4 protein-coding genes and 1 pseudogene are annotated in these 5,938 nt (G+C 36.0%); 4 read left to right on the forward strand and 1 reads right to left on the reverse strand.

All coding sequences use genetic code 11. The annotated features are described in order from the left end of the window. On the forward strand, nt 1-3,062 hold a 3,062-nt coding region (locus tag WBG45_RS00035), incomplete at its 5' end, for an AAA family ATPase (protein WP_424411766.1). A gap of 61 nt (nt 3,063-3,123) precedes the next feature. On the opposite strand, the gene WBG45_RS00040 is transcribed toward WBG45_RS00035, so the two are convergent. Then, nucleotides 3,124-3,792 (reverse strand): GGDEF domain-containing protein, encoded by a 669-nt coding sequence (locus tag WBG45_RS00040; RefSeq protein WP_424411767.1) that lies wholly within the window; start codon nt 3,790-3,792, stop codon nt 3,124-3,126. A 133-nt stretch (nt 3,793-3,925) separates the two neighbouring features. On the opposite strand from WBG45_RS00040, the gene WBG45_RS00045 reads away from it, so the two are divergent. The 3 genes and pseudogenes from WBG45_RS00045 to WBG45_RS00055 form a co-directional block, all read left to right on the forward strand. Next, a complete protein-coding gene (locus WBG45_RS00045; RefSeq protein ID WP_424411768.1) occupies nt 3,926-4,465 on the forward strand; it encodes a GNAT family N-acetyltransferase in 540 nt (179 codons plus the stop codon). 444 nt (nt 4,466-4,909) lie between these two features. Then, on the forward strand, nt 4,910-5,485 hold the full coding sequence (locus WBG45_RS00050) for a C40 family peptidase (RefSeq protein WP_424411769.1): 576 nt from the start codon (nt 4,910-4,912) through the stop codon (nt 5,483-5,485). A 104-nt stretch (nt 5,486-5,589) separates the two neighbouring features. Further along, nucleotides 5,590-5,938: pseudogene (locus tag WBG45_RS00055) on the forward strand (HNH endonuclease); the annotation flags it as partial.

The raw sequence follows: 5,938 nt of genomic DNA on the forward strand, positions 1-5,938 counted from the left end.
TTGGTCCTTATAAACATACAGAAGTAATTGATTTTAACGAGCTACAGGGAAATCAGTTATTTGTTATATCAGGTAGTACCGGGGCGGGGAAAACAACCATTTTTGATGGAATCTGCTTTGCCTTATACGGATCAGCAAGTGGTTCGGATCGTAGTGAATCACGAATTATGCGCAGTGACTTTGCAGAGGATCATGTCCATACAGCTGTCGAACTAGAATTCGAAATTCATCATCGTACGTATCGAATCTTGCGTCAAATGGGGCATGTGAAAAAAGGCAATAAAGGAGCGACAGGTGAAAAGTATGAGTTTTATGAAAAACTAATTGACCGTGAAGTTCCGTGTGTTGAACGACAAATCGTCTCAGAAATTAATGTGAAAGTCGAAGAGATTATTGGCCTAACGCAAAATCAATTCATCCAAATTGTCATGCTTCCACAAGGTGAATTTCGAAAACTACTAACTTCTGAGACAGAAAATAAAGAAGATATATTACGAAAAATCTTTAAAACCGAACCTTATAAAATGATTAGTGAGCGTCTTAAGAAAAAGAAAGTACTCGCTGAAGAAGAACTAAAAATTGAACAACGCACGACTAATAGTTACATTCAACATATCGCTGCATCGTTTCCACAACGAGAATCCACCATATTTGAGGTGCTTGCTCAAGATCACTACAATATTCACCAAGTTATTTCGGGATTGGAAGAAGAAGCTTCTTTTTATGAAGAGAAAATCCGTCAAGATCACTCTAAATACGAAGAGGCTTACCAGAAACACACAAGCAAGTCAGCTGAATTTCATCAAGCCAAGAGCTTAAATGAACAATTTGATGAATGGGAAGCAAAGGAATTGAAACTGGCTACTTTGACGGAGCAGTTGCCTTTATTTGAAGGCAAAGAGAAGCAACTCGAAAAAGCAGATCGTGCAAGCGTAATCGAAGAAATCGAAAGACAATTTAGAGAGCTTCAAAAAGAAGTACTTGAGAAGCAGCAGCTTTGGAATGGTGCTATTTCTTCAGAGGCAAAAGCAAAGGTAAAGTTAGAGCAGGTTAATCTTCAATATAGTGAAGAAGAGAACAAGCAGGAGATTCGTGAAAAACTTAGCGCGTCACTCGTTCGTTTGAATGATTTCTTGCCAATTGTGAAGGACATGACTTTGAAAGAGTCTGAGCTGAAAGTATTAGAAAGTGGACTATCTAAATTAACCGCAAACCTCCAAGCAATTAAGCAACAAGTAATCGCTAAAAATGAAAGTGTTACTGTGTTAAAGCTGGAAATGGAAAGGCTCGAATATCAGCTGATTCCGTTTGATGAGAAGTTGCAACAATTAAGCGAGATAAACGAACAATACCGTGTGTTGAAAGAGTTTCTTACAATTCAACAGTCGATGCACGTACTTGAAGTTGAGACACATGAAAAAGAACAACAATATAATGTGATAAAAACAGAATACATGACACTTGAAAATGAGTGGTTTGCGAATCAAGCACGCGTATTGGCCGCTCATTTACATGACGGAGAAGCTTGTCCTGTATGTGGCAGTGTGGAGCATCCAAATAAGAACGAGCAAGATCAGACAGTTGCTCCTTCGAAAGAACAGTTAGAACAAGCAAAATCGACTTTAGATCGAGTGGACAATGATTATCGAAATGCATTAGCCAAACAAAACGCTGTGATGGAGCAACTCTCTAGTAAAAGTGAAGAAGTATCTAGATTCGGTGTTAGTGAAGAGCAGGTCGATGAGGTTTATAGAACATTGGACGGGTCTCGATTGAAATTAGATGCTGAAGTTAGTCAAATGCGAAAAGATAAAGAAGCGCTTCGTAATATAAAACAACAACATCAAGAACAATCTCTAATGGTGCAAGAGCTCGATATTAAAAAAGTTGAGATAGAGAAAACTTACCTAGAAGCACAATCTACTTATGAAAAAAGCAAAGCTATTTATGAAGACAAGCTACAATCAATTCCTAACGAAGTACGTGTTTTATCGCAATTACAACAACAAATCCGCGAGACAACTGAACATAAAATCAATCTTGAAAATACTTGGAAAGCTGTGCAACAGCAACGACAAGAAGCTAGAGAACAACATTCTTCTTCGGTTTTGACCATCGCGCACACTGAGCATGCTTTTCAAGAAACAAAGGCTAAACAAGATAAAGCGGAGGTCGCTTTTAATACTGCACTCCAGTCCTCGTCTTTTGAGACTGAAGAAATGTACCAACAAGCGAAGTTAAGAGATTCAGAGAAAGATTCATTAAAAGAGCAAATTATGGAGTTCAAGCAAGCACGACATACACTGATTGAACAAGTAGCTGACTTAGCAGTAAGCCTTGCAAACAAAACGAAAGTCGATTTAAACGATTTGCACAACGAATTGGCTACTTTAAAGCTTATATATGAGAAGGCTTTACAGGAAGTCAATCAATCAAATGACTACAAAAAAGCTGCTAGTAATTTAGTCACTAACATAATGGTCTCTAGTAAAAAAGCCATTTTGAAAGAACAACAGTTCAATCAAATCACCGATCTGTATGATGTGATTAGAGGGCAGAATAGCTTGAAGATTTCATTTGAGCGCTACTTGCAGATTGAATATCTCGAGCAAATAATTGTATCGGCAAATGCACGATTAAAGAACTTATCGAATGGCCAGTTCCATTTAATTCGAAGTGAACGCCAAGAATCAAGAGGGAAACAAAGTGGACTAGGACTTGACGTCTACGATGCTTATACCGGTCAAACACGTGATGTCAAAACGCTTTCTGGTGGAGAGAAATTTAACGCTTCGTTGTGCCTGGCTCTAGGAATGGCTGATGTCATTCAAAGTTTCCAAGGCAATGTTTCCATCGATACCATGTTTATTGATGAAGGCTTTGGTTCGTTGGATGAAGAATCCTTGAATAAATCCATTGACACACTAATTGATCTTCAAAAATCAGGCCGTATGATTGGTGTCATTTCTCACGTTCAAGAATTAAAAACAGCCATTCCAGCGATTTTAGAAGTAAGGAAGTCAAAAGAAGGCTACAGTGAGACTCGATTTGTTATTAAATGATTACCTATTGTTTGAAAAAAATATCAGTAAGCTAACTCCTTTACGGAGGGCTTACTGATATTTAATATGTAAGTGCGTTTTCTAATAAATTATTTTTCATAGTTCGTTTAGAATTATACATCTCAGTGTCTGCCATATTGATTAACGTTTCAAGTGTTTCACCGTCATTTGGATAAGTGGCAATGCCAACAGAAGCTTTAATGGTTGTGAATTCAGAAAATTGAACTTTCTTGAATTCGTCGTGAAGTCCTGCTATATAGGTAGATTTAAAATGTTCTGTAATGTTAGGAACTATCAGTAGGAATTCATCTCCACCCCAACGTGCTACCAAATCATGCTTTGAAGCATGTTGTTTTAGAAGTGAGGCAAATTCAATTAATAATTGATCTCCAATGTCATGCCCATAGGTATCGTTATATCCCTTGAAGTTGTTAATATCAATCATCACAATACCAATTTGACCATTTTCCTTCTTAACTTTATTTTCTAGCCTTTGAAAATGTTCTTTAACTATTCGTCGATTGTAAGTATTGGTCAATGGGTCAATCTCAGAATAAAATTTTGCCAAATCATATTGTCTTCCGGCCCACCATGGGATGAGTAAAAAGATGGGTCCTAAAATCAAATAATTAAAATCAGTAGGTACATCGAAATATTTTTCATAATAATAGCGAAGGATATTAAACAAAATGACAATTGCTAGTGCATAAATTCGACCTTTATACTGCACATCATCCACTCCTGTTTTTGTGATGTAAAGAATACCTTCTATATTAAATTCTCGCTTTAATTCTATTATAGTATTAGCATACTATAGTGTTACTTTTGTCTCAATATTGTGCATACAAGAAAGAGGTTAACTTATGAATTTCACCCCATTCCCTATTATTGAAACTAAGCATTTGCTACTAAGAAGAATAACTCGTGGCGATACGAATGATATGTTTGAGATGCGAAGAGATCCTAGGATGTATGAATTTTTAGATACGAAGGTAGATGAAAATGCCGAAGAAACAAAATCTTATATCAATAAAATGAACCAAGGTATTGATGAGAATAAATGGATTATCTGGGCAATTGAACATAAACAATCATGCAAAGTGATTGGAACTATTTGTATTTGGAATATTAACAAGAAAGAGTCAAGTGGAGAATTAGGCTATGGGATTATCCCCGATTATCAAGGTAAGGGGTTAATGAAAGAGTCACTAGTCAGTGTTATCGAATATGGCTTTAAGCTGATGGGATTAAAAGTAATGGAAGCTTATACCGAAGAGCACAATGAAAAATCTATCAAACTATTGGAGTCTTGTGAATTCGTTGAGGTGAGTAGAATTGATGAAGAAGGAGACCTGAATAACCAGGTATTTCGCATGGTGATTTTTCGATTATTAGCAGAATAATAAGCTTGGAAGTTACGACAAATTTAGAACCAGTATCTCTAATTGATACTGGTTTTTTTGCATGCATTTTTACTAAATAAATTAATGATAATTCGATTTCTAGGCAATATTTCGCACGTTAAATTGAAGTTGATTGACTAGTAATAATTGGGATTTAGAAAAATTTAAGATGGAAAAGCTCTCGGTAATAATTACCAACATTACATGCTCAATATGCATGCTATACTCGACAAATGTTAAGCCAATCATATGATTTAGAATTGTTTGAGAATGCATAACAGTTATCTTATATGAAAAGAACCTCAAATCGAAAACGCTTACATACATATTTTACATAGAAGTCCTTGCCAAAAAGAAATTTGGATTCAGCACCAAGTGAATGAAAAATATACTAATCAATTAAACCCGAGGAGATGAACTACCATTAAAAAGCTTACAAAAATTTTGGTTCTATCATTTATTTTCGCGCTTTCTTTTTCAGGAGTCGCAGGAGCAACATATCCAGTACATAAAGGTGATACATTATACGGAATTGCCAATAAATACAGGATGGGCTATCAAGATTTACGATCTTTAAACCCGCAAATCAAATATCCTAATCAATTATATATCGGACAATCTATTGTTGTTAGAACTCCGAACAAAGCATCAGATCTTATTGACTATGCAAAGGTTCTTAAAACGCAAACGAAATATGTGTACGGGGCAGATTATAGCCTTGCACCATACAAGGCAGATTGTAGTAGCTGGACCAAACATATTTATGCTAAATTTGGCGTGAAATTACCTAGAACAAGCCGTGAGCAGTCGCATACTGGAACTTCAATTTCATTTAACAATATGAAAAAAGGAGATTTAATGTTCTTTGCGAGCAACGGCAAAACTATTTCACATGTTGGGATCTATATGGGTAACGGGCAATGGATTAGTAATCTTAACACGGCAAAGAGTGTACAAACTTTCTCTATCTGGGGACCATGGACACAAAAACACTTCATGTGGGCACAGAGAGTACTATAATAATTATCCCATCTTTCGAGAAAAGAGCATCTAGTTTATGTGATATGTTACCATTAGTGCAATTAGTAGATTGTGCAAATGTAACGAAACTAGGATGAAGAGAGATGATGATAATGACCGAAGGATGGAAACTAAACGAAGGAACTGCTAGTTATCATTACGTTTCCGAAGATCAGTTGTGGTCAGTCATCATGAAAACTCTTTCATCTCAATCAGTGAAAACAACTTCTTATAAGTTTGCCTTATTGCGAGGAATTTTAGAGAATCTTTATAAAACGAATGAAGAGCAAGAAATGAATTTCCAGCAACTAGCGGAATCCTTTGCAAAACTATATTGGAACTTAGTCATTCGCAATGGATATTCTCAAGGACATCAAGCTCAAATTGAAAAAGAGTTAAAGGATTTTCAATGTGAATTTCAGATTCCAAGTGGAGTGTCATTTGATTCGATTC

Origin of the sequence: Paenisporosarcina sp. (genome assembly GCF_049671445.1) — a bacterium.
In the GTDB taxonomy this organism is placed as follows: Bacteria; Bacillota; Bacilli; order Bacillales_A; family Planococcaceae; genus Paenisporosarcina.

Excerpts from the sequence above, each read along its gene's own strand:
- WBG45_RS00045 (WP_424411768.1), top strand. The coding sequence starts at position 3,926 with ATGAATTTCACCCCATTCCCTATTATTGAAACTAAGCATTTGCTACTA.